This is a genomic window from Paenibacillus sp. J22P165, from assembly GCF_059692015.1.
Window position 1 is genome coordinate 445,547 of record NZ_JCAUAP010000003.1, and the last position, 22,628, is coordinate 468,174.

19 protein-coding genes are annotated in these 22,628 nt (G+C 45.5%); 1 reads left to right on the forward strand and 18 read right to left on the reverse strand.

Translation table 11 applies throughout. The features are described from left to right. Positions 1-28: 28 nt before the first annotated feature. The 14 genes from AC58QM_RS09680 to AC58QM_RS09745 all read right to left on the reverse strand — a co-directional run bounded on the left by AC58QM_RS09680 (position 29) and on the right by AC58QM_RS09745 (position 13,866). Entirely contained in the window at positions 29-1,159 is a 1,131-nt protein-coding gene (locus AC58QM_RS09680) for a glycoside hydrolase family 88 protein (protein WP_497283392.1), read from the reverse strand. Positions 1,160-1,243: 84 nt separating this feature from the next. After that, complete coding sequence (locus AC58QM_RS09685) at positions 1,244-2,080, reverse strand: carbohydrate ABC transporter permease (RefSeq protein ID WP_310500721.1); 837 nt, start codon at positions 2,078-2,080, stop codon at positions 1,244-1,246. Between the two features lie 16 nt (positions 2,081-2,096). After that, complete coding sequence (locus AC58QM_RS09690) at positions 2,097-3,035, reverse strand: carbohydrate ABC transporter permease (protein WP_497283393.1); 939 nt, start codon at positions 3,033-3,035, stop codon at positions 2,097-2,099. A 66-nt stretch (positions 3,036-3,101) separates the two neighbouring features. Beyond that, positions 3,102-4,448, reverse strand: coding sequence for an ABC transporter substrate-binding protein (locus AC58QM_RS09695; protein ID WP_497283395.1), 1,347 nt, complete (start codon positions 4,446-4,448; stop codon positions 3,102-3,104). 363 nt (positions 4,449-4,811) lie between these two features. Further along, entirely contained in the window at positions 4,812-5,930 is a 1,119-nt protein-coding gene (locus AC58QM_RS09700) for a GntR family transcriptional regulator (protein ID WP_497283396.1), read from the reverse strand. 194 nt (positions 5,931-6,124) lie between these two features. Continuing rightward, on the reverse strand, positions 6,125-6,778 hold the full coding sequence (locus AC58QM_RS09705) for a TVP38/TMEM64 family protein (RefSeq protein ID WP_497283397.1): 654 nt from the start codon (positions 6,776-6,778) through the stop codon (positions 6,125-6,127). Next, a complete protein-coding gene (gene msrB / locus AC58QM_RS09710; RefSeq protein WP_497283399.1) occupies positions 6,744-7,205 on the reverse strand; it encodes a peptide-methionine (R)-S-oxide reductase MsrB in 462 nt (153 codons plus the stop codon). Before msrB ends, AC58QM_RS09705 begins: the two co-directional genes overlap by 35 nt. A 6-nt stretch (positions 7,206-7,211) precedes the next feature. After that, positions 7,212-8,225, reverse strand: a complete 1,014-nt coding sequence (gene msrA, locus AC58QM_RS09715; protein WP_497283400.1) for a peptide-methionine (S)-S-oxide reductase MsrA — start codon at positions 8,223-8,225, stop codon at positions 7,212-7,214. Between the two features lie 350 nt (positions 8,226-8,575). Beyond that, a complete protein-coding gene (locus AC58QM_RS09720) occupies positions 8,576-9,868 on the reverse strand; it encodes an epoxide hydrolase family protein (RefSeq protein ID WP_497283402.1) in 1,293 nt (430 codons plus the stop codon). A 45-nt stretch (positions 9,869-9,913) separates the two neighbouring features. Then, positions 9,914-10,282 (reverse strand): hypothetical protein, encoded by a 369-nt coding sequence (locus AC58QM_RS09725; RefSeq protein ID WP_497283404.1) that lies wholly within the window; start codon positions 10,280-10,282, stop codon positions 9,914-9,916. Positions 10,283-10,437: 155 nt separating this feature from the next. Then, positions 10,438-11,070, reverse strand: coding sequence for a response regulator (locus tag AC58QM_RS09730; RefSeq protein WP_497283632.1), 633 nt, complete (start codon positions 11,068-11,070; stop codon positions 10,438-10,440). A gap of 29 nt (positions 11,071-11,099) precedes the next feature. After that, complete coding sequence (locus tag AC58QM_RS09735; protein ID WP_497283406.1) at positions 11,100-12,320, reverse strand: sensor histidine kinase; 1,221 nt, start codon at positions 12,318-12,320, stop codon at positions 11,100-11,102. A 145-nt stretch (positions 12,321-12,465) separates the two neighbouring features. Next, positions 12,466-12,633, reverse strand: a complete 168-nt coding sequence (locus tag AC58QM_RS09740; RefSeq protein ID WP_497283408.1) for a hypothetical protein — start codon at positions 12,631-12,633, stop codon at positions 12,466-12,468. Between the two features lie 36 nt (positions 12,634-12,669). Further along, a complete protein-coding gene (locus AC58QM_RS09745) occupies positions 12,670-13,866 on the reverse strand; it encodes an epoxide hydrolase family protein (RefSeq protein ID WP_497283410.1) in 1,197 nt (398 codons plus the stop codon). A 456-nt stretch (positions 13,867-14,322) separates the two neighbouring features. Between AC58QM_RS09745 and AC58QM_RS09750 the strand changes: the two genes are divergently transcribed. Next, positions 14,323-14,892: a CGNR zinc finger domain-containing protein gene (locus tag AC58QM_RS09750; protein WP_497283634.1), complete on the forward strand. Its 570-nt coding sequence runs from the start codon at positions 14,323-14,325 to the stop codon at positions 14,890-14,892. 83 nt (positions 14,893-14,975) lie between these two features. Here the strand turns inward: AC58QM_RS09750 and AC58QM_RS09755 are convergent, their stop codons facing one another. The 4 genes from AC58QM_RS09755 to AC58QM_RS09770 form a co-directional block, all read right to left on the reverse strand. Further along, positions 14,976-16,088 (reverse strand): stalk domain-containing protein, encoded by a 1,113-nt coding sequence (locus AC58QM_RS09755; protein ID WP_497283411.1) that lies wholly within the window; start codon positions 16,086-16,088, stop codon positions 14,976-14,978. A 138-nt stretch (positions 16,089-16,226) separates the two neighbouring features. After that, positions 16,227-16,817, reverse strand: coding sequence for a hypothetical protein (locus tag AC58QM_RS09760; protein WP_497283413.1), 591 nt, complete (start codon positions 16,815-16,817; stop codon positions 16,227-16,229). Positions 16,818-17,125: 308 nt separating this feature from the next. Then, complete coding sequence (locus AC58QM_RS09765; RefSeq protein WP_497283414.1) at positions 17,126-21,163, reverse strand: LamG-like jellyroll fold domain-containing protein; 4,038 nt, start codon at positions 21,161-21,163, stop codon at positions 17,126-17,128. A gap of 255 nt (positions 21,164-21,418) precedes the next feature. Further along, on the reverse strand, positions 21,419-22,606 hold the full coding sequence (locus tag AC58QM_RS09770) for a TolB family protein (protein ID WP_497283415.1): 1,188 nt from the start codon (positions 22,604-22,606) through the stop codon (positions 21,419-21,421). Positions 22,607-22,628 lie beyond the last annotated feature (22 nt).

Genomic DNA, 22,628 nt, shown 5'->3' on the forward strand with positions numbered 1-22,628 from the left:
TCAGCGAGGAAAGCTGTACCTTTTTCTTTTACCAATACGATTTGGTTACCCCGAGCAATCGAGCTACAGCCTCAGCAAAATAATAATCCCCATAAATTAAGGAGCAATCCACATGCTTGCCAGCTGGATGGTGTTCACAGCCATGATGCAGCAAGCCTTCATGGTGCGGTTCTTCACGTGTTGAGTAGCCTTCAAAGAGATGCTGCACGACACGCCTTGCAAAATCTGTATACAGATTCTTCTCTTCCTTATCAACATGCTTGGCAAGTTCTAGAAGACTTGCAGCAGCGATAGCGGCAGCTGAACTGTCACGAAGTGCTTGTTCCGGATTCGGCACATCAAAGTCCCATAATGGGACCAGATCTTCGCCAATCCTGTCCAGATAGGCCTTCGCACAACCACGCGCAACGTCAAGATAAGCCTTCTTCCCTGTATACTTGTAAGCGTGTGTATAGCCGCCTATTGCCCATGTCTGTCCACGGGACCAGCAAGAATCGTCCGCATAACCTTGGAAGGTTTGTCCAAATTTAGGTGCACCCGTTTCTGGATCGAAGACATACGTATGGAACGCTGTAAAGTCAGGTCGAATAATCGTACCCGCACACGTATCTGCATGTGCTTCCGCTACTTCCTTGTAAGTATTATCCCCTGTCTCTTCCGCAGCCCAGAACAAGAGTGGCAAATTATACATACAATCGATGATAATTCGGCCTCTGTTTTCCTCGCTAAAGGCCTCACCTGGTTGCCATACGTTCCACGCCTGAATAAACCTTCCCTTCTCATTAAAACGGGACATGAGTTGATCCGCTGCATCAATAGCCACCTTGCGGGCGGAAAGACTCCCCGTCAACTTGTAATCTGCAACGAAAGATAACGCGTACAGAAACCCAATATCGTGATCCAACGTGTTGGGTGCTTCGTACAATCGTTGCAGCAATCTTGGGTAGGAATTACGTGCTGAAGCTATAAATTGCTCATCCTGTGTAAGCTCATAGCTAAGCCAATTAAGTCCTGTCCAGAAGCCGCCTGTCCAAAAGCCATTCTCCGAAAATTCATACGCGTCGTCTTTTGTATGGGTGGGCAGACGATCTCCGAAAGCGCTTGCATTACGGCTTGTTTTTTCTGCAATAAAAGCAATTACCTCATTCAATGATTGCATGACTGCCTCCTGAAGTATCCTATTTATGCTTCATTATAAGCGCTTTAATAGGCTTAATCTACAAGAGAATTTGGCATGAATTGGTTATCCTTTTATACCGCTAAAGGTAATTCCACTAATAAACGTTTTCTGAAGAAGAAAGAAAAGCACAATAACCGGCAGTGTCATCAAGGTGGATACGGCCATTAACAGCCCCCATTCCGATCCTTTTTGACTTTGGAATTGCTGCAATCCGAGTGATACCGTATAGGATGGCTCATTCGTTAAATACAGCAACGGACCGATGAAATCCGTCCAGCTTCCCATAAATTGAAACAGGGCGACAGCTAAGACCGCTGACTTCGCTAGTGGAAACATAATTTGCAGATAAATACGGAACTCACTGGAACCATCAATACGTGCCGCTTCCCGAAGGGCATCCGGCAGTCCAAGGAAAAATTGTCTCAATAAGAAGATGTAAAAAGGTACACCAAAAAATTGTGGAACAATGAGCGGGAGATAGGTACCCACCCAACCTAATTTACTGAACAAAAGGAAAAGTGGGATCATGGTGACTTGTCCGGGAATCATCATAACTGCAAGGGTGACAAAGAACAATACATCGCGACCACGCCACTCTAGCTTGGCAAAGCTGTAGGCCACCAACGGACAGGAGATGATGACACCTAGGGTGCTGACAATCGTAATAATCGCTGTATTTTTCAAATACGTCCAGAAAGGGATATAGTCAACGGCACGCGCATAGTTGCTCCATTGGAAGGGATGCGGAATCCACTCTGGCGGAAAGGTGAAGATTTGTGTGAGGGGCTTCAATGAAGTTGATACCAGCCATATAAAAGGAATAATGAAAAAGAATGAAGCAATAATTAAGCATAAATGAGCGACAGATCGACTTACTCTCTTACTAGCTAGTGGATTCATTCCATTATGTCCTCCTCTATTTTCCTTGATAATGAACCCAACGTTTTGAGGTTACGAAAATCAACCCAGTTAAAGCGATAACGATTACAAACAAGATCCAAGCCATGGCGGAAGCGTAGCCCATTTTGAAGTATTTGAATCCATTCTCGTATAAATACATGACGTAAAACGTCATGGAATTGGCAGGTGTTCCTTGCCCTTTGGTCATGGTGTAGGGAAGTGTGAATTGTTGAAAGGCACCGATCGTACCCATAACCAAATTGTAGAAAATAACAGGTGTTAGCAACGGCAGCGTTACGGCTTTCGTTTTCTGAAACCAACTCGCGCCGTCAATTTCCGCTGCTTCGTAATATTCATCGGGGATATCTGCTAATCCGGCAAGGTAGATGACGACTGCATGACCGATTCCCCAAAGCGACATCAAGATCAACGATGGTTTGGACCATGATTCACCACCTAGCCAAGGAGGACCATCGATCCCTATGCTGGCTAACATCCCATTCACTAAGCCAAAGTTTGGATGCAGCAGCCACATCCACAGCACCGCCAAGGCCACTTGCGGCACAAGCGTCGGTAAGAAGAAGATCGTTCGGTAAATGGCCATTCCCTTGATTCTCATATTTAGCATCATGGCGAGCGCTACACCGAAAAATATACTTAAGGGTACGAAGAATACGGCAAAATAGATCGTATTGTAGATGGATTTCCAAAACAGTGGATCATTGAAAAGATCCTTATAGTTCGTCAAACCGATAAATTCACCAGGCTGCAGAATGCTATACGTGGTAAGGCTGAAGTAAAATGATGCGAACATCGGGATTGCATAGAAACCGAGTAGTCCCAACGCCCAAGGTGATGCAAAGAGCCACCCAATCAAGTTTGTGTTGTGGAAAGATTTCCGTTTTCTAGTTGTTCGACGGTCTAGTACGAGCACAGAATCAGCTGAATTTGCCATGGACATCCACCTCCCGAATCGTTCAATAGGCAAGGAGAGAGAGTCTCTCCCTGCCTATTGAGCATGTTATTTCTTATATTTCTCTAAGGCTTTGTTAACGGTCTCGGTCACTTTATCTAAATTCTCTTTGGGACTGCCGCTTCCACGCGTGGACTTTTCAGTTGCAGAAGCTAATTCATTCCAAAGCAGCTGGCCTTCCGGAACGACAGGACGGTTGTGTGATTTCGGAAGAATATTAACGAATTCTTTCATAATCGGATCGTCCTTGTAGCCAAACTTCGCGTTTACAGCATCGATAACGGACATCCCTGACTGAGCATTCAGCAAATACTGCCCTTCTTCCTTACCTAAGTATTCTAGGAACTTCCAAGCGGGTTCTATGTTCTTAGCTCCCTTAGGGATAATTAAGGACATGCCGCCGGACCATGTTGTGAAGTTGGTTCCCGTTGGCGTCGGTATCGGTGTAACGCCATAATTCAGATCCGGTTTAAACTTTTTGATACCGGCAACTGTCCAGTTCCCACTAATCTTCATACTAATTTGACCCGTGATGAATGGATCCATCTCATCTGTCCCTGCTGCACTTGTGAAGCCTGTAATGTCTTCGACATTATATTTTTTGGCAAAGTTCGTCATCCACTGTAAAGCTTCAACGACCTTGGGATCATTGGCAGTGACTTTGCCCGTTGCTGGGTCCATAAAGTCTCCTCCGAACGACCATCCCCAGCTATACAGCCAGCCTTGCGAGTACCATGGAATAAAACCGATACGCTTGAATCGTTTGCCATCCTTAATCGTCAATTTTTCAGCTGCTGCTTCAAGTTCAGCAATCGTTTTGGGCGGGTTATTCGGATCTAGTCCGACTTCTTTGAATTGATCTTTATTGTAAAAGAGTAAGCGGGAATCCGTACCTAAGGGGATCGCATACAGCTTGTTTTGATAACTAGACTCGTCCCAGGCAAATGGGTAATAAGAGTTCTTAGTAATGCCAGCACCTGTAGCCATCGTAGTTAAATCAGTCAAAGATCCTTGCGCTGCCCAAGAGCCCACCTTAAAGCGATCGAAAAAGGCAATATCAGGAGGGTTGCCGCCTGCAACGGCTGTAAGCAGCTTCTGATCAGCACCTTCATTGGATTCTGTATAAACCAACTTGATTTTGATAGAAGGATTCTTCTCTTCAAATGCTTTCACGACTTTATTCATATTGTCCAAATCGATGGAAGTCAGGCCGTGCCATAGCGTGACTGTTGCATTTCCCTGACCGCTTGTCGTAGTCGATCCTGCGGTAGTTGATGGCGTACCGGAACTAGTACCTCCTGTGGATGAAGTCGTCGATGAACACGCGGTTGCAAGAACTGATATAGCGAGGACCGTTACCATTGTTGGAAATGTGAGCTGCTTGAATTGTCTCATGCATAATTCCCCCTTCAGATAGGTTTTGTATGCGCTTACATTCTTGTTAAACTTCTTCATAGAAAAAGGATGTTGGCGTCGAATACAACGTTTGGGCAGCCTTTTACTAAGGAATCTGCTTAATTAAATCTGCCTTTTAACCAGTTACCTCACCTCTTTTCCATAAAATAGCATTACTACATACTAAGTATATTAATATTAGCGGATATATCATGTCAACTCCAATATCACGACATGTAGGTGCACTTTTCTCCCTATCCCACACCTTCGCGGGTATGCTTCTGTCTTAGCTGAACAACAAAATGGACAAAAAAAAACATGGAATCATCCATGTTTTTACTTGCTATTGAGTGACCGTTAAAGCTAGGCTCTCACGATCATCCGATGCTCAATTATTCGTTGTTCAGGGACAGCCTCACCGATTAACTGGGAGACTAGCAAGTCAACTGCGCCTTCCCCCATCCGTTTCTCATCTTGTTGTATGTGTGTAAAAATTGGCTTCCCTAGATGATCGTTCAGTGAGTCGAAGCATACGATGTCGTAGTCGTCCAAGGATTTGCCCATTGCATCAATGACCTGAGTCAACAGTGTAGCCACCAAGAATTCTGAAGCGACGAATGCTTTCACCTCAGGATATTGTTCCAAGAAACACCTAATCGTCATTTTGTCACTATCGTTAGCAGTTCCATTGTGATTAATAGGAAGAATCCCCTTTAAGCTTGTCAAACAATAAGGCAGATTTAGCTTTAATCCCTCTTGCGTAAAGGCTAAGGTATACCCCAACAGCCTTTCCTCCAAAGTTGATGTATTTTCTACAGGAGGAGACAGAAAAGCAATGTCTTTGTGGCCTCTCCCGATCAGATGAAGTGTCAAGTCTTTAGCGGCTTTCTTGTTGTCAGTGTACACCGAGCATACCGGAATCCCTCTCAAATATCTATCAACCAATACAACAGGAAATTTGTCCAAGACGAGACGCAGCAAATCCGCATTATAATGCTCACCATGGATAGGCGTTACGATTAAGCCCTTAATACCTAGACTGACAAACAATTGGATCGCGCGTTCTTCTTCTTCCCTGCTCCCCCAAGTTCGCTTGATGATGAGGTCATAGTTGTGCACTGCGCTTTGCCTTTCCATCGATCGGAGCAGCTGCAAGCCGAATTCATCGGAAAAATTAGAAATAATAAACCCGATCAAAGGTCTTGTTTTGACACTGGATATTACCGCTCTTTCCTCGGAGTGTCGTGTAGGATCTAGCCCAACCGCCACAGCTTGCGCCACAAATGACCCTTTTCCTTGGATGCGTTTAACGAGCCCCTCTTCTGCCAGCTTCTCCAACGCTTTCTTGGACGTGATGCGGCTGACACCAAACTGCTCAGCAAGTTCTTTCTCTGAAGATACGCGATCTCCGACCTTCAACTTTCCCTCTTTAATCTCATGCACAATATGCCAATAAAGCTGTTCATATAAATGCGCTTCCATCTGGATCACCTGACCGTATGCCTTTAATATACTAAGTATATCATCCTAGGCATAATTAGCAATCCAAACATTATCCCTGTCATTTTTTGTCGAACATGTTGTCCTTATTCGAAATCGCGTCTGATGTTCTCACTTAGAAAGTACACGAAACAGCAAAAAGGCACCCAATCACAATTGGATGCCTTTCCTCTAATCTATATATGAAATACGCGTTTTTTGAGAACAAGCGGGAGCAGTGTCATAACCACGAAAACAAGTGTAATCATCACGCTGTATACCGTCTTCTCGTGCAAGAATATCGAGCCCAGCAAGCAATAAGCGAACGTTCCTGGCATGATGCCTAGCAGCGTACCGAATACAAAAGCTGAAAAATTCATTTTCGCCACACCGGCTCCATAACTAATAAGGTCAAACGGAAATATAGGAATCAGCCGCAAAATCAACATATACACAAAGCCCTTTTGCTGCAGTTGTTGCCCTAGCTTGCCCCATTGATCTTGTAACCTCGTGGAAACCAGTCGGTGACCCCATAATCGTGCTATCCCCCAAGACAATATCGCGCCTAGCATCACGCCAATAATGGCATATAGGGTGCCCCATCCTGTGCCGAAAGCCATTCCGCCTGTCAATGCTAACACCGACTGGGGAAACCAAATTAAAGGACGTAAGGCACTTATAGCGATATAAAATACGGGCGCTGCCCAGCCAAATGCGTTTGTCCAAATCCTTATGTCTTCTGAAGTGAAATGCATTACTTGATGATTGTACGTAATTAGTCCAATAACGATGACGATAACGAATAAAGGTTTGATTTTATTTTTCACTAAATAGTGGGAGATAGGCACCATAGCCACTTGCTTCAAGTTCATCTTTCGGAATAAATTTCATAGATGCAGAGTTCACGCAGAATCGCAACCCTGTTTCATCAGGTCCGTCATTAAACACATCACCTAAGAAGGAATCCGCATTGCGACTTCTGACTTCGCACCCAGAAAAGAATCCTTTCTTTTTCAGAACAACGTTAGTGGTATCCAATGGCTTGGTAAAACTCGGCCAGCCTGTACGCGCATCGAATTTGTCTTTTGAACTAAACAGCGGCTCACCTGAAACGATATCTACGTAAATACCCTCAGCTTCATTATCCCAGTATTCATTGGCATACGGTCTCTCGTCCACACCATGCTGGGTGACATTATATTGTTGTTTCGTCAGCGTTTTTAACTTCTCTTCTTTATTAAAATCACCATTATAACTTTGTTTTGAGTTCGTATTCATGGCTCATCACTCCCAATCCCACATATTTTGTTCAAGATACCGCGGATCGGAGAAGTACTTGTTCATCGTTTTCTTTACCGCTCCGCGAACTCTTTTGTAATAGTTCTGATGCTCGTCCTCAGCTTTGTAAAACGTTGATGCAGCGGCAACTTTCGTTAGAACTGGCTTACTAAACTGTCTAGATGCTGCGAGTTCCTTTCGAGATGCTTCTACAATCTCTTTTTGTTCAGGACTTGTGTAAAAAACGGCGGAATGATCGCCCGCGTCTGTTGGGTCAACGTTTTTCCAAAAATTTTGGAGCAACTCCTCATACGTAATCACATTAGGATCGAATTGAATCTCAACTGATTCAAGATGGTCGGACGTTTTGGAAACGACTTTTTTGTAAGTCGGATTGTCATCTTTTCCACCTGTATAGCCGGTATGCACATCTGTCACGCCTTCAAGCTCTCGGAAAGACTTTTCCATATGCCAGAAGCAGCCACCAGCAAAAATAGCGGTATCGGAAGTTGGTGTAGAGCTTTCAATAACCGTCAACGACTCGTCTTGAGCCTCGATCACAACCGACTTCAGTGATTTGTTCATGCCGTAAATGATGCCTTGGTGATAGAAGACATGCATCGTACTCGCATAGATGAGCTCACCGATCGTCTCAGCATGCAGGAAATTCTCGCTCACGGGCTCATCTAGTCTATCTTGTAACGTATCATGGATATAAGTGCGAAGTTCTTTCAATTGCGTGATTAATACGTCCCACTCCGGTGGTTCTTCCGTCCAATCCGCAGGTTTTGTACCGTAAGCGAACAAGGCTTTATAGCTTTCCGGAAGGATCAGCGGCTGCTTGGAAAGACCGAGCACTTCCATTTGCGTAATGTAAAGAACATGACCTAACTGCCAATGAATATTATTTTTATATCCTTCCGGAATGACGCGGCGTTTCTCCGGTGGACATTGATTACCTACTTGTATGAATTGATGAATGTGTTTATCCAATAAGCGAAATGCGAATTCAGTCCTCATGTTATTGTTCCTCCTTCGATGGTTGTAACTTCTCGCTCTTTCCCCCAACTCAGTAATTCAACTCAGTAGTTCAAAAAACAATTAATTTCATAAAAAGAGCCCGCAGTTAAAATAATGAGTAGAAAAACAATGACTAATTTTTTTCGCATATCGGAAAACTCCTTTTTCATGTTTTTTGATCTGTAACTATTTATATCTATTTTATTAGTTACGAATATAACATAAACAACAGCGCGTTACAAGTAACTATCTATATAAAATTTTGGGAGTTACAATGATGGTTAGTAAAAATGCAGCCCAACTGTCAAAAGGGCTGCATTTTTTACTCTGATGGTTCCAACAGATACGAATTAGCGTAGTGACTTGAATGCGGCTCGAAGCTCATTTGCAAAAATATCTGGCTGCTCCCATGCAGCGAAATGACCGCCTTTGTCAGGTCGATTATAATAGATGAGGTTGGGATAGGCCTTCTCTGTCCAACTCCGCGGAGCCTGATAAATTTCGTTGGGAAAAGCACTTACAGCTACCGGAATCGTGACACCTTTGGTGTTAAAATAACCGCCTTTGTATTCTGCATACAGTTTAGCTGCAGAGACTCCCGTGTTCGTCAGCCAATACAGTGTGATATTGTCCAGGATCTCATCACGTGTTAGTTCGCCAGTCTTGCTCGACTTCCGCTTCAGTCCTTCGACGAACGCCCCAGCTGGTTGGCCCTCAGCATCATTGTGATCGAGAAGCCAAGCTGCAAGTCCTACAGGTGAATCTGCAATCCCGTACAAGGTTTGAGGGCGTGATGACATAAACCTGCCATACTCGCTTTGCATGGTATTACGAACCAACTGATCATAGGCACGTTGTTCATCAGCCGACAGTCCCGTAGGAGCTGGACCACCTGCTAGCGCTTTGTCAATCTCAACAGGAACCGTACCTGGCATGTTGGTGTGAATTGCGAGTAACCCCTTCGGTGCCTGCAAACCCATCTGATCGACGACGATCGCCCCCCAGTCCCCGCCTTGTGCGACGTAATGGGTATAGCCGAGTCGCTTCATCAGCTCATCCCAGGCTCGAGCTATGCGCTCTGGCCCCCAGCCAGGGCTTGTCGGCTTTCCTGAGAAGCCGTAGCCAGGCAGCGATGGGATGACGACATCAAACGCGTCTTCGGCCTTCCCGCCGTACGCGGTTGGATTGGTCAGTCGCTCGATTAGCTTAATGTGCTCAAGCACCGAGCCAGGCCAACCATGCGTGATGATGATCGGCAGCGCGTTCTTGTGGGGCGAACGGACGTGGATGAAATGAATGTCCTGCCCATCGATCTCAGTGACGAATTGAGGCAACGCGTTGAGCTTCGCCTCCACTTTGCGCCAATCGTAATCGTTCGCCCAATAGTGTGCCAGATCTTTCATCATGGCTAGCTGCACGCCTTGCGATGCATCCGCGACTCTTTCTTGCTCAGGCCATTTGGTTGCATTTATGCGACGACGTAATTCAGCAAGCTCCGCATCTGGAACTTGGACATGAAAAGGACGAATCGCATTCTTGTCTACAGATTGCTTTTCTATCTCATTCGCATGAGTGTCGAAGGCCGTCATTACAAGCGATATAGCCAAAATCATTACAAAGCGATGCCAGTACCTGATGCTCATAAGGAATAGCGCTCCATTCGGAAAGTTTTTTGGAATAACCTTCCGTTAGGTTCTTTCCGAAGGGCATGTCTTATTCATTTTCCCACAATCAAAGAATTCGCGGCAGATAACCAAATGATCAGTCAAGCTCATGGCGTCATTTGTGCTGCTGACCTCATCTATCTTCTTGACCATCGCATTGGTCTCGTCAAACATAATCGCTCGCCCTACATAAGTAATTGAATACTCCATTAAAAAATACCCATTGCCGGTTTCTGTTGACTTACTCAAAATCAAGGTAACATCAGGTGTTGAATCGTCATCGGCTTCGTAAGAATACATATGGATTTTCCATATTTTCAAGCAATCCGAACAATCGCAACAATAACAATCCTCATGCTTGAATTTGTCCAGTTCAAACCAGCCCTTTTTCATCCATTCACTTCCTTTACCCTTATGCCCACAAAGTATAACATGAACAAAACGTAAACAAAGCTGTGAAAAGTCATGATCTGCCTACGAAAAAAGGCAAAACCTTGGATAGCCAAACATGAATAATTTCATGCTTCTATGCCAAAAGTCATGCCCATTCAACCTAATAGATGACGTACTGCAAATAGAGCTACTTGTGTCCTGTCGCGCAGTCCCAGCTTTGCGATTAAACTAGAGACGTGATTCTTCACGGTACCTTCTGTGAGATACAGCATGCCAGCAATTTCTTTATTATTAAGCCCGCGCCCCAATAAGGCGAGCACATCTTTCTCTCGATCAGTCAATTCTCGCAGCTTCTCTGGCTCCGCGTTACTTAATGCGTGGGTCTGATTCGGAACTCTATCCGATACTGCAATTAATTCTTTGAGCAGCATCGATGTGATGTCGTGTTGAAGTACCGTCCCTCCATTGTACACCGTTTGAATCGCACTGATGATCGCTTCCGAGGCCATATCCTTCAGCAAATAGCCATGTACCCCTTTTTCCAATACGTTCAGAATGAGTTCCGCGTCATCAAAAGTGGTTAAAATCAACACCTTCGTCTTTGGGTAGTGCTTAAGAATTAACTCCGTACCCTCGACGCCATCCATCCCCGGCATTCGAATATCCATTAATACGACATCCGGTTGCAATTCGACAACTTTGGCAAAAGCATCTCTGCCGTCCTCGGCAGTTCCAACCACCTCCATCCCTGGTTCTAGACCAATGATTGTAGCAAGGCCGTCTCGCATCAGCCGCTGATCGTCGACAATCAGGATTTTCAATGGTGTCCCTCCGTTTCTGTTTGCGAATAGGGCAGCTTCACTTCAACAGTAAAACCTATTTGCTGATCCATATCAAAATGTACGTCTCCCCTCCACTCCTTCACCCTTTCTTGCATATTCAGCAAACCAAATCCCAGATGAAGTGTGGCAGGCAATTCGCCATCATTACGTATACTTAGTGAAAATTCTGTTTCGGCAAAAGCCAACCCGATGACCGCATGGGTCGCATGGCCATGCTTCTGAGCATTAGTAAGCGATTCTTGCACAATGCGATACGCCGTTAATTGAAGATCTTTCGGGAGGGTAACAGGAGTACCCGTCACTTCAAGAACCGTTTGAACCTTGGCAAATTTGGTGAACTCTTCTGCTATACGGGTAAGACTTTCTTCCAATGAAGTTGATGTAATGGTTTCATCTCGTATGGCCCTTACAGAAAGACGGACCTCTTGAATGGCAGACCTGACTAACTCTTCACATACCAAGTAGGTTTGTTCGCTGCGTTGAGTATCCAAGCTGCTCAGCTTGCGAGCCGCTTGCATCTGGACCAACAAAGCCGTCAGCTTATGACAAACCGTATCATGAATATCCCGTGCAATTCGCACTCTTTCTCTCGCGGCTGCCCACTCTTCTGTCTGGTGCGCATAGGCTCGCAGTTGCTCGTGAGATTGCATCAATTGTGTATACAATAGCATGGTTTCTTGGCTTGCCTTTTGATGAAAATGAATCAAAAAGCTGACTATGCATGCGAACACAATGAACGAAGAGGAAATAAAATAACTTGTTTTATCCCATCGTCCATACATATACCAATCAATGCTGCCCATCGTAATCAAATAAATCACTAATAAACATACACCAGTCAGGATTAGCTTTCGGGGATTCTTTACAAACATACAAATCGCTAAAGCGGTAATGCCATTAAATAAGTGATTGGGGATTTGACCGCCGATATACACATAGCCGTAAGAAGCGGTAAGTAAGAAATCGATGATTAAGAGAAACAAGAGCCAATGCTTTTTCATTCTGGCATAAAATAGATTAACGAAAAGAAAGATCAACAAAGAAAGTACTACAAAACTTAATCTCCAAAAGATAGCCATCGCATTTTCAAAATAAAACATGCCCGTCAACACGAAATCATAGACGAGCTTCAGCCCGAACAGCCATCTCAATGAAGCCGAGTTCTTCCAGACCATATCCGTAACTTTCGGGATCATCGATAACTCCCTTCTCATGCGACGCTATGTAAAGGGAATTAACTCCCTGTTGGTATAGTCTTACCAGATCTCGATCTCCTATTAATACCAAGCACAAAAAGACCCACAGCGAGGGGCTGTGAGTCTCCGATTAAATTAGTTTTACCTAATGTATTGCCTGTTGATTGTTATGTTGGTGACTCCACCATGCATCACTAAAGCCTCGGGTATAGGCGATATAAAACATGGCTTCCATTTCTGGTGTAATGCCTGGGTACTTTTTGATTAATTGAATTAATCGTGATTCCATAAGCTCTTTTTCTGCTGGATCCATGATCTTCACCTTTCTTGCTATCCAACCATCATCCGTTTAGCGCAGCGTTTTGAATGCCGTACGAAGCTCTGAAGTCACGAATTCTGGCTGCTCCCAAGCTGCGAAATGTCCGCCCTTAGGAAGTTTGTTGTAATGGATCAGATTCGGGTATGCTTTCTCTGCCCAACTCTTCGGTGCTTCATAAAGTTCATCGGGATAGACACTTACGGCAACCGGAAGTTTGACACCTTTGATACCAAAGAAGGAAATGCCAGCTTTACCATTCTCCCAGTAGATACGAGACGCGGAAACGCCAGAATTCGTAAACCAGAAGAGTGAAATGTTGTCGAGAACGTCATCGCGTGTTAAGCCTTCTTTGACTCCCGCGAAAGATCTCGCGATTAAGGCAAGGCTTTTCCAATCATGGTCAAGCATAAAGGCAGCCAAACCGACAGGCGAATCCACGAGTCCAGTCAGCGTCTGTGGGCGAGTTCCCATCATCGCGGCGTAGGCGAATTTATTTTCAAGAACTTGCTGGCATGCTTTCAGCTCTTCTTCAGAGAGACCGGATGGCAGCGGGTTCCCGGACCAAATTGCCGCATCAACTTCTGCAGGAATGACGCCAGCCATGTTAGTGTGAAGGCCGATCAGTCCTTTTGGCTCCTGAACTCCCATGAAATCAACGACAATCGCACCCCAGTCGCCGCCATGCGCTACATACTTCGTATAGCCAAGTCGAGTCATCAGCTCTCCGTAAGCACTCGCGATGCGTTTAGGATCCCAGCCGGTTGTGGTTGGTTTACCTGAGAATCCGTAACCAGGCATCGAAGGAATAATCACGTGGAAAGCATCCTCTGCACGTCCACCAAATGCCGTAGGATTAGTCAGCGGTTCAACAAGCTTCATTTGCTCGAAAATCGAACCCGGCCATCCATGCGCAATGACAATCGGCATAGCATTCTCATGCTTGGAGCGGACGTGGATGAAGTGAATGTCCAGACCATCAATCTCGGTAATGAAATGGGGCATCGCGTTAATTTTAGCTTCAATCTTGCGCCAGTCGTATTCATTTGCCCAATAACGTGCAAGTTCTTGAATAGTCTCTAGCGGTGTGCCTTGGTCATGGTTCGCTACAGTTTCCTTCTCAGGCCATCTAGTCGCGTTAATACGTCTACGCAGTTCAATAATTTCTTCCTCCGAGATATGGATGTGAAATGGACGAATTGCTGTGTTGTCAGTACTTGTTTGTGTCATGTTTGTAATCTCCTTTTTGTTTGGTCTTGGATGTTTTTTTTTGCGTGGAAATCGCTAGGAAAGACCGTCATCACAACGGACATGAATAGCATATTTAGGAACTTATCTTAGAAAAAGAAACAATGATTCCACTCGGATCCTACGATCCCTCCGCAATAAAGTAACCTTCTAAATCATATTTGTTGGTTACGAAATGTAATATAGCATGAACTGAAAACAAAAACAAGTAACCTTCTAAAAATAATTAGAAGGTTACTTGTTTAACTTTTTACATAGTATAGAAGCAAACTGAACATAACTATTGGTAGTATAGCTGCCTAAGTCGTTACCAGGCATCACTTTCATACACCGCTCTAGCCTCCGTCAAGACACTAGCTTAGGAATGCTTTGGGTGTTACAATAAAACCATTCCACATAAAACAAGGGAGTTGCGGCGCGATGTTATGGGACGATTTTATGAAAAGCGACTATCACGATTGGAGAGGCAGTGGCCATTCTGAAGACCGACTGGACAAGCCCGGATGGTTGGAACAGTGGCTGGCTATCCACAACCTTCCCTATCCTGGTACTCCGTCAGCGAAGGAATTCGATGAACTGAGACAGTTGAGGGGACACATACGTCATATCGTCGAAAAACTGACGGTATCTGAGTCCGCGGACCCCGCTAATCTAGAAGGTCTCAATCGGGCACTGTCCGGCGGACCGATGTATTTGCGTATCGCGGAATCGGATTCTGATTTCCGCCTAGAATCGATTCCTTTGCAAGCTGGCTGGTCCCGTATCGGCGCGGCAGTCGCCACTTCCTTCGGTCGTATACTTACAGATTGCGAGCCCTCTCGCTTGCGCATTTGTGAAAATTCAGATTGCCTTGCCATCTACTACGACGAAACCAGAAACCGTTCCAAACGGTTCTGTGATGATAAAGTGTGCGGCAACCTGATGAAGGTCCGTCGTTTCCGTGCACGCCAAAAAGCCGCCAAAATTGGCGGCTCTCCAACACCGGAATCATCCGATATTATTCAGTAAGGGTGACTTCGTGTAAGTTATTAGCTCGTTCTCCCCAGCTGTTGATGCGGTGGAACGAGCTATTTTTCAACTAGAAAAAGTCGTTAGTTCTTAGGATCGAGCGTCAAGTCGATATTCGTGAAATAAAGCGTCTGCAATCCTTCATAACCGGAGTCTGTGCCGATAATGACGTAGACTTCGCCAGCCGCGTTACTTTTCACTTGGAAAGTGCGTTCGAAGCTTTTCAACTGGAATCCACTTTGCTCAGCGTTCGGCTTGGCGATATTGCCAAGAACGGCTACCTCTTTGCCTTCGGTCGATTGATTGCCTTTATCGAGATTTAGACGATAGTAAGGCGTACCCTCCATAGCACTGTGCTTGATGACAGAAGGCTCTCTGTCAACAACGCCAGCTTTCACATAGACCGCAGAAGCAGAACCTCCCCCGATACCAAAAGAGCTCTCAGCTTCATTGGTAGCTATGTCGAAGCGCAACTTCACTTCGTATTCCGTATTCGGTTTCAAACCTGCGGTACTGTCTAGCTTTTTGGACATATACATAAACAAGTCATCACTGCGGTTCATCCCGCTTAGCAACATGCCGTTAATTTCAGTGCCATCGCTCAGCTTAACTTTATCTACTTTCGTGTTAATACGGAAATCCTCGTCTTGATAGGAGACAGGAAGATCAGCGACACCTGTTTGCCAGCCACCGTCATCTTTTTTGAAATCGAAGTTGAGGTGAGTTTGCTGTGTATCATTAGGAATCGCAATAGACGCTGTACTCGTCGCTGAATCCCACAAAGTAACTGCTCCCATTCTAGCTGTTAGTACCCTAAGCGGAGCAAAGGACATGTCGTTCTTCAACACGACAGGCGTCGTCAGCAAGAATGGCTCAAAGTCGCCAATCGTTCCGTGGGTTCTGTTCATCGTGAGCCGAATGACGCTGTTTCCTTTGACAAGCTTAACTTGTTGCTGTTCCCCATCCCAACTAACATCCCAGCCTAAACCTTGGGCAATTTCGCGAACCGGTACCATCATGTTCTCCCCCTCTAAATAAGGAGATGATGGGTTTGAACCCGCGTTAAGCGGGAATTTTTTGATAACGGTGTAACCCGAAGTATGTTCATTTTCCATGGCTTGTACGGAAGTACCAAGTACGACAGGAGTCAATAACACTGCTGCCATAGCAGTGGATGCGATTGTTTTTTTCAACATTGTTATTCAACCAGCCTCTCTAAGATGTATTCGCTATCTTAACGCAGGCTATTCGAAAATGTTGCAGCAAGTTATTCGCTCCCCTGCAAGCTCCCCCTACTTTACCCTAATAACTTTGTGCATTGTGTTATTGCCTCTTCATTTGCCAAGCCATTGATCGACCTGCGCCTGCACGGCAAAAGCATCTGCTTCCTCGGGCAGATTTTTATACTCTGCCAATGTACCTTCAAATTGTTGCTTCTTTTCTTCAGCAGCTTCTTTGAGAGCAGGCAGTTCTGCTTTTTTACTCATTAAGTCCGCTTGTTTAAGTTTAGCGATTTGCCTGTCGTCCTCATTCTTGCTCATATCGAAGATCTCTTTTAGTTTCCGAAATTCCTCCCGCAATGTTTCTACATGCTTATTGGCATCTAAATAGCTTTTAGCAGCTGAGAAATAGGCCTGTTGTGTATAAATCTGTGTTCGCTTCAAAATATTATTTCTCTCTGTAGCACCACTACCGAAAATGCTCGTAGGAAAACGTTGTGCAGCCACATTTTCTTCCTCAGTCAGCTGCGATCTAGCGTTGGCATCAGCCGCCGCACTCATAACATGATCAGGTATTTGTTTATATGGCGGATCCGGTAATTTTTGCGCGTGTATCCTCGGAACCAATGCCCGCGAGCATCTGTCCCCAAGTACGTACCCGTCATTGTATTCGGGCTGCCAAATGGCAGTGTCACGATAAACCACTGACCAACATCACCGGGGAGTAATGTCTCTGATGGTTGACGTTGTATCACATCTGATAAATCGGGGATTTCATTCCGGCTCCTTTGAACCCTTTTATTGGAACAGATAATATGTTTAATTTTACCAATTCTACCAGTTTCATGACAAGTGATAATTCACCTTACTCACTGATTCTATTTTGAACTAGTACAAAAAAAAAGAACGTGCCACTAATTCTATCTAGTGACTCGTTCTTTTCAATCAATTTTATATGAATTGGACAATAGCAATGAGATCTAATAGATTAGTCGCTTAAGCGGCGATGTCTCTTAGTTACTCGCAAGCGTTGCGATATCCGTACCCGTCAATGCGTTACTAAAAACATATACTTCGTCGATCTTGCCGTTAAAGGCATTCGCAAAATCCGGCCGTCTTCCTATAAACACATGGCTGGTGTTGTTGTATTGTGTCGACGGAATTGAACTAATGTTAGAGTTGCTTAATGTGCCGTTGACGTAGAGCCTTAACGCGACGCCCGGCTCGAAAACGCCCGCCAGATGAACCCATTGGCCAACCGGCAGCGTACCTGCTGTCTCCACGGTTATGGAAGAATTTGAACCCGTTGCGATCTGGAAGACGCCTTTGCCTCCGGATTTCACATAGAGGCTCCATGACCTAGAATTTGCTCCGTACTCCTTCGATATGATTCTGCCATCGCCCGCGAAGCTGTCGACATAGATCCAGGCGGCAGTAGATATGGCACCAGTGAATTGCAGTGCAGCTGGAGTTCCCAGATCGATTTCATCGTTCACACCATCGAATTCCAGACTGTTTCCAATCTTGCCCGCTGTCCATACAGGACCGTTGATCAGGGTTCCGTTTAAATGATTGGCCGAGGAATCCGTTGCAACGGTTCCCGATGTCTCATCAAGGTTCCAGTGCCCCACAACGGATGTTGAAGACGATACTGTAAACTGAATCGTGTACGTATTGCTCGTCGTTCCGTCAGAAGATGTCACAGTCACAACAGCCGTGCCCGGTATACTCGTCGGCAACGTATATGCTACTGTAGAAGGCACAGCCGTGCCGGCATCCAGCGATGATGCCGTCACCGTTGGTACGGGTGAGCCGGTCGGTAGGGCGACAACGTAGCTATACGTATTCGGATCGAACCCTGCAACAGACTGTCCATTCACCTGCAGACCGCCAAGCATCGCTGGCACCCGCACTCTATACTCTGCTTGGTTTACTCCATTCACCGAGCTGTTTGCCGTAATCGTTGCACTACCAGCGTAAGCTCCCGTAATCGCTACAGAGGTTACATCACTGATGGTTGTAGAAGTTATTGGAGCAGCCGCACTGCTCGATTTCCAATCTGCACTCAGATTGGCTGTGTTCGGGAAAGCTTTGGTTGAATTGATCTGCACAGTCTGCCCAACGGGCACCGAAGTAACCGAATTATCTGCTTTGATCGTAACTGGCACTGAGAATCCATTCGCTAGTCTTATAAACAAGGTGGAATATTCGGCAGATCTATTGAATGACGCCTTCGTTCTGTCGACTTGAATGGTAAAGGTTACATTACTATTGCTCGCAAAAGTTCCCGAAGCAGGTGTAACCGTGTACCAGTCCTCTTCCGCATTGCGACGGATCGTATAATTTCCTAAACCGGTCAAAGTGCCAGTAGAGATCGTAAAGGTAGCCGAGTTATCCTGAGCAGGGATATTAACCAAATATTTGTCCGATTGGAACGGAATAGGCCGTTTAGGAAATAGGCTGCTTCCCCCCTGCTCAAACGCACCGATATCCGGAGCACTGCCCGAGTAAGACTCTGCGAAGTTTTTTACAACAGTTCCTTTATCAATAACATTTACTTCTCTTGCAGCATCGACACCAGAAGCGGTTGGTGTGAATACACCAGCACCAGGATTGGTCATCTTACCAATCTTGAACAGCCCGTGCGCCTCAGCACCAGGGTTGGCTACGATTTGACCTGCTCCATCAGCAGCCGTAGTACGTCCCAGTGCGTCGTAATCGAAATTCGTTCCAGGATTGATAGATGGACTATTATCTTCGATATTATAAAAATTAGATGATCCGCTGGTGAGATTTCTCATGACGACGATCAGATTATTTCTTGTTCCGCCATGCCAGTTCTTTGGCGTACTACTGCCCACAATCGCTTTCGGAACGGCATAAATCGTATTATTGAAAAACCATGTCTCGCCATCATACACCGTGCTGCTATTCCCGCCTAATTTGATAACTGATCCTGTTCCCACACGTCTAAAATCATTCATATTGTATAGGACATTATTAAAAGCATAGCTAGGACCCACCATGTTCGGCGCAAAACTCAGCCCAGCATAGCTCATCTCCACTCGGTTGTCGAACACCCTGATATTCGACTGCCCACCATCTAACTCAACACTGTCATCATTGGCATAACCGAAGAAGTTACCATAAATATCAGCATCTTTATAGAAACCGCCGCTTTCCTGGCTATTATAATAGCCGCTGATGACATCATTAAACCGGTGATATTCGTCGGTTCCACTGAAGTCGTTATACCGAACTACGATGCCGCCTGCACTTCGAAGATACATCGCCTCAGGACCTTGCGGATGAGAATTACTGAACGCTTGACCATCGGAGGTAATTCCCGTCCAAGGATTCGCGTAACCTCTCGGCTCGTGAACGTAGCTTCTTTCCACGACAATGTTCTTGGCATCTTCAATCCGGAAACCGGCATCCCCTTCCAACATATTTCCTTGATCATCAATAGGCGTTCCATAGCCTACATCACTCTTGTTAATAAAAGCGAGCTGCTGCGGCGTATGCACAGTATCAACGGCTACCCGTCCCCAGCCGGAGATGTCGGCATTGGTAATTCTGACATCATGATCGGTACTGTTCAAATATATACCGTTTTTCTTGCCGCCTTTGACAATAAAGCCTTCTAATATCGTATAAGATGAATTCGTCACGGTTACGGCATGATCCGTTGCAAACCCAGCATCAATCGTCAGCCCTGTGTCATTGACAATCTTGATCCAGCCATTATTGGTTCCCGTTATCCCATTAATAGTCAAACCACCGCTAGTGTATAAACTGGATAAGGAAATTGTCTGTGCAATCGTCGGTGTCGACGTCCATGTGCGAACCGTACCTGTCTCCGATTTGAGCAACGTACTTCCATAATAAATATCTGATTTCACATCATAGGAGGTATCTTCTTCTAGCCTTACTATACTGCCAGAGAAAATCCCTTTATCCGGAATTGTAATCGGCTCCAAAGCTTCCTTCCATACCGTATCCGCAGACTTTTTATAGTACAGATGGCGGATTAAATCATCCCGTCCTCCAGCGATATAGACACTGATCGAGTTAAAAGATGGCGTCAGTGTTAAACCATACACCGGATTAGGCATCCCGGCTGTTACAGTAACTTGTGTTGATCCCGTGTAAACCACATTAGTGGCACTAGGCGGGGTTACCGTCGTCGAAGTCGCAGTGATCGTGGCCGTCCCTGTATTCACAGCCGTTACCAACCCTGAATTGACATCTACAGTTGCTACGTTGGTATTGCTGCTGATCCACTTAACGGCTTGAGGCGCTCCAGCAGGACTAACCGTTGCGATCAGCGTTTCTGTTCCTCCCTGCTCTATCGCCGTTGATGCCTTGTTCATACTTACACCGGTAACAGCTACAGGTGTCGAACCTGCGGTTTGAACGATGCTGATATCATCAACATAAGCAATCATGCTGGCACTAGTTGAGCTAATCGAGAAGACGTAAACGCGCATATACTTCGCGTTCACAGGAACCGTAAAGCTTTTCTGAATTTGGGTGTATCCAGACGTGATTGTGCCTGTTATACCACCGACATTCACATCATTTCCAACTTGTGTTGCACCTGTGTTACTAAAGTTATCCGGGTTTACTTTGCTATCGTAGAACCGGATCGTCATGCCTGTAGCTGATCCACCACTGACACAAGCAGCGGTACATGTAGCTACATTAATATAATAGGATGCATCATAGGTCTGTCCGGGAATAACCGAAACATATTGCTGCGCAGGTGTTTTCTGCGAACCCGAACCCGCCGAAATCTTCAGAGCATTATTCCCCGTGCGAGCATAGATGGAGCCTGCTGGGCTGCCATTCGTAGCTTTAGCCCCCGTAGAGTCAATCTTCCACCCGTCAAAAATCGTTACACCTGAACCTGTAGCACTCTCAAATCCACCGTTGAGCAGCGTTCCGTTCCCATATGCTGAGGCCGGAGCAGCCATACCTAGCGGGATAAAAGCCAGCATCAAGCAAAACACTAATACTCTACACAAATGATTTTTAAAAGAATGAGTCATCAACACTTTCCTCCTTTGATTCGCTTCCTTACAAGCCTATTTTCAAACATCAGTCAGTGGATTCTGGATGCAACCTTCAATTGCAATCGCTTTCAAATAGCTAAATATGATCCATCAAACCTTGTCATCTTGTTACCTTCCTACTCATCCCTCCTTCCCTCTCACGGGTGATCCACCTAGTCACTTCCTTACTAAGGGGCTCTACCACGTGCTCAGTATGTGTTCGCAAGCAAATGACAGTCAACATTCATTTGTTCAGCAGCCGCTTTCTATGACTTTTCGCAGATCCATCGCGTACACATGCCGCTTTCCTTCGTGGATAGAATCGAACGAAATATGAGTCCCTGCCCGATTCCAGCGCGGGTGCAAGTCACAGCGTATGTCGCCATCGATTTTCGGCAAGGAGTAATAGGAACCAAGCGTCACACCACGTTTATTTTTCAAAGAATAGACATACAAATGCCGATAGCCATCCGCATCCGGATAACTGTCATAGAGCATGTGCTGCCGATCTGGCGAGTAACTGCAGTGACCGTCCCTCAAGAAAAATGTGGTATCGATCATCTCAGCCTCATGTGTCAGATCTCTGAGTACATATAATTGATCGCCTGAATCCCCTCTTTCCGCTCCGCGTGAATGGAAAACAATTCGCTCTCGGTCACGCCAATGATAATGAGACGCGTACGAATAATCGGACAAGAGGAATAGGTCAGAACCATCATGGTTGACCGTTAGAATAGCAGTTCCCCATACTTCGCCAGGCTCCGGAAAATAACGAACAAGGAAAACGAGTCGGGAACCGTCCGTATTGAACGTGATATGGTTAATTAGTAACTTCTTATCCTGATTCGGAAAGCGGGATTTCGTGAAATCCCATATGTGTTGAAGTGACAATACGAGTCGGGATTCTCCTGTTGCTAAGTCGATTAGAAAAATCCCGTCCTCCGTCGAATGACGAGCTTCTTTATACAGATCCTCTCTTCCTGCATACCCATAACCAGGCCGAAAATCGAACATCCGGTCGAAATTAATACTTACCGCATACGTGCCTGTGGGATCGACATTGGCTACCGGAAGCTCCAGTTGCCTGGAGAATCCGGTATGAATATTTTGCACCGTGCCTCTGTAAGTTTCGCCATCCCAAGAATTGTAGATAATCTCCTCTTCTGGAAAAGCAGGGTGCCACTGCAGCATGCTCCCCTGCTGGAAATTCCACGCATTCGTTTCCGCCACGGGATGAAAAGTATGGTCCAGCATATCGATGTACCCCACAGTGGCGCTGTCAGCAGTATGTGGAAGTCGATCCATGAAATCAACTTTATGACATAGATGATATCGGTCGCTTAAACTCCACGCAGGCGTATCGTAATAACCAAAAAAATAATGCGCATCTTCCTGTGTTAACCGCTCTGCTTTCACTAGCTCGTTTTTAATAGCAAGCATGAAATACTCTCCTCCTGCTTTT

Coding starts and splice junctions, on each gene's coding strand:
- msrA (WP_497283400.1), bottom strand. CDS start 8,225: ATGAGGACTGAATTCGCATTTCGCTTATTGGATAAACACATTCATCAA.
- AC58QM_RS09690 (WP_497283393.1), bottom strand. CDS start 3,035: ATGGCAAATTCAGCTGATTCTGTGCTCGTACTAGACCGTCGAACAACT.
- AC58QM_RS09765 (WP_497283414.1), bottom strand. CDS start 21,163: ATGACTCATTCTTTTAAAAATCATTTGTGTAGAGTATTAGTGTTTTGC.
- AC58QM_RS09745 (WP_497283410.1), bottom strand. CDS start 13,866: ATGACACAAACAAGTACTGACAACACAGCAATTCGTCCATTTCACATC.
- AC58QM_RS09705 (WP_497283397.1), bottom strand. CDS start 6,778: ATGGTGCCTATCTCCCACTATTTAGTGAAAAATAAAATCAAACCTTTA.
- AC58QM_RS09695 (WP_497283395.1), bottom strand. CDS start 4,448: ATGAGACAATTCAAGCAGCTCACATTTCCAACAATGGTAACGGTCCTC.
- msrB (WP_497283399.1), bottom strand. CDS start 7,205: ATGAATACGAACTCAAAACAAAGTTATAATGGTGATTTTAATAAAGAA.
- AC58QM_RS09755 (WP_497283411.1), bottom strand. CDS start 16,088: ATGTTGAAAAAAACAATCGCATCCACTGCTATGGCAGCAGTGTTATTG.
- AC58QM_RS09725 (WP_497283404.1), bottom strand. CDS start 10,282: ATGAAAAAGGGCTGGTTTGAACTGGACAAATTCAAGCATGAGGATTGT.
- AC58QM_RS09750 (WP_497283634.1), top strand. CDS start 14,323: ATGAAAAGCGACTATCACGATTGGAGAGGCAGTGGCCATTCTGAAGAC.
- AC58QM_RS09730 (WP_497283632.1), bottom strand. CDS start 11,070: ATGCGAGACGGCCTTGCTACAATCATTGGTCTAGAACCAGGGATGGAG.
- AC58QM_RS09720 (WP_497283402.1), bottom strand. CDS start 9,868: ATGAGCATCAGGTACTGGCATCGCTTTGTAATGATTTTGGCTATATCG.
- AC58QM_RS09685 (WP_310500721.1), bottom strand. CDS start 2,080: ATGAATCCACTAGCTAGTAAGAGAGTAAGTCGATCTGTCGCTCATTTA.
- AC58QM_RS09770 (WP_497283415.1), bottom strand. CDS start 22,606: ATGCTTGCTATTAAAAACGAGCTAGTGAAAGCAGAGCGGTTAACACAG.
- AC58QM_RS09735 (WP_497283406.1), bottom strand. CDS start 12,320: ATGATCCCGAAAGTTACGGATATGGTCTGGAAGAACTCGGCTTCATTG.
- AC58QM_RS09680 (WP_497283392.1), bottom strand. CDS start 1,159: ATGCAATCATTGAATGAGGTAATTGCTTTTATTGCAGAAAAAACAAGC.
- AC58QM_RS09700 (WP_497283396.1), bottom strand. CDS start 5,930: ATGGAAGCGCATTTATATGAACAGCTTTATTGGCATATTGTGCATGAG.
- AC58QM_RS09740 (WP_497283408.1), bottom strand. CDS start 12,633: ATGGATCCAGCAGAAAAAGAGCTTATGGAATCACGATTAATTCAATTA.